The sequence below is a fragment of the Pedobacter rhizosphaerae genome (genome assembly GCF_900111155.1).
GTDB lineage: Bacteria > Bacteroidota > Bacteroidia > Sphingobacteriales > Sphingobacteriaceae > Pedobacter > Pedobacter rhizosphaerae.
Map to the genome: position 1 here is coordinate 1 of NZ_FOGG01000075.1, position 1948 is coordinate 1948.

Annotated in this window: 2 protein-coding genes; both read left to right on the forward strand. The window is 40.2% G+C overall.

Going from position 1 to position 1948, the window contains the following annotated elements:
- Positions 1-1092 (forward strand): RHS repeat-associated core domain-containing protein (locus BMX11_RS23990; protein WP_139180270.1); only part of this gene is annotated, 1092 nt, incomplete at its 5' end.
- Between the two features lie 97 nt (positions 1093-1189).
- A complete protein-coding gene (locus BMX11_RS23995) occupies positions 1190-1606 on the forward strand; it encodes a PH domain-containing protein (RefSeq protein WP_090890142.1) in 417 nt (138 codons plus the stop codon).
- Positions 1607-1948 lie beyond the last annotated feature (342 nt).

Here is a 1948-nt window from a genome sequence, read left to right on the forward strand (position 1 = left end):
ATTGAATTAATCCATACCGAAGAAGGTGTAGCACAAAGTAATGGGGATAACAGTTACACCTACCACTATAATCTTAGCGATCATCTCGGAAATGTAAGATATAGCTTCGATATCTATGAAGGGGTTGTGAGACGTTTACAGGCAGATGACTATTATGCGTTTGGTAAAAAAGTTTCACTGGTTGCTGGGAATAATCAATATCTTTATAACGGCAAGGAAGTTCAGGAGGAGTTAGGCGAGCAGTATGATTACGGGACAAGATTCTATGATCCGGTTATTGGTAGGTGGAACGTCATAGACCCGCTGGCGGAGAAAATGAGAAGGCACTCGCCTTATAATTATGGGTTTAATAATCCGATTAGGTTTGTTGACCCTGATGGGATGGCTCCTACAGATTGGTATAAATCTGAAGACGGCAAGAAAATACAATGGTTTGATGGAAGTGGCCCCCAAAAAGGATTTAATAACATAGGTTCAAGTGCTACTTTAGCAAGTACCAGGGGAGATGTGAGTCTTGGCTCCGTAAAACTGAATGCAGATGGTACAGCAACTAATGCGCAAACAGGCGAAAATGCTACGGCTTCTATCAGTGGCAAAACAGATATAATAGGAAAAGTAGATAATACAGTTAAAGATGCGGTTGATTTTGCGGGAACAGGATTAGACATTGCGAGTGCTGGTGCAACCATGGTTGCAGAAAGTAAAATGACATCATTAATGGGACAGGGATATACATCTGGAACATCGGGCCTAATGGGAGCAGCAGCGCAATCAGCAAAATCATTAAGCGGCTTTGGGTCTACTTTGGGAAACAGTGCAACATTAATTTCCGGAGGTGTTTTGGCTTATGAGGGTGTACAAGTATATAATGGACAAATGGATGGAGGAAGATTTGGGTATCATGCGACTTCGTTTGGTACAGCTCTGGGAGTTGGTTTTGTTGCTGGTGGTCCTGCTGGAGCCACTGTCGGGCTAGCTGCCAAATCAGGAGAGGTAGCCTATGATACCTCTAAGCAAACTGTTATGACGATGAATGGCCAATGGAATAACTTTGTTCAATCAATAATCAATGCAACAATGGGCGGGAGATAAATAAATGGAAAGATATAAGATAACTTTTGGAAATCATCTTAATAATGGATGGCTTATACTTTTGGCCTTTTTATTATGTCTATTTTTTCCTAATGGAATGCATTTATTCTATCCTAATGAGGATATTAAGGTATTTGTTTGGATTGCAATATTTATGTTTATTGTGTTTGCCCTACCAGCATTGATCATTCATGTCAACTATTATCTGGTAAATCGTAGCGATGTATTTGAATATTCTGATCAAAAGAAAGAAGTAACCATTTATCATAAGGATGTAGCAGCTACATTTAACCTGGATGATATAGATTATGTTCAACGGTCTATGTCGTGGAACAAGGCAGCTAAAAGGTCTTTTATTGCTTCATGGGAGGGCTATAACCATTCTTACATCTTTTTAAAAGATGGGAGGAGATTCACAATAACTAGCCTGTTAGTCCCGGATTTAGAGTTGCCCCTGGAAAAAGAAAAAGTAATTGTAAAGAAAAATCTCTATCGATTGGCTAGGGCCTATTGATAGTGCGAGCGTGTCGCTCGTACCAAAATAGATAAATTGAAAGCCCATCAGAAATGTTGGGCTTTTTATTTCTGCAGGAGATTGAGTTTGATTAGCCTGGCTTTCATGGCCCCATCTGTCCGGAGTCTTGTGAGTTGGAGTTGAGCATGAGGAGACTACGGATTCTTAAGGCAGATATTAGTGATTCGGGTACCCCCTCTAGCGCAAGTATGTTCTAGCGCATAGCGTCCCGCTTATGCTTATAATAAACTCCAATCTGGTCGTAGCTTATCGCTATGACCATTTTTATTTCTCTATTCCAAAATCAGTGTTGTCCGGTAAACTGGAAAAAAAGGAAAAAAA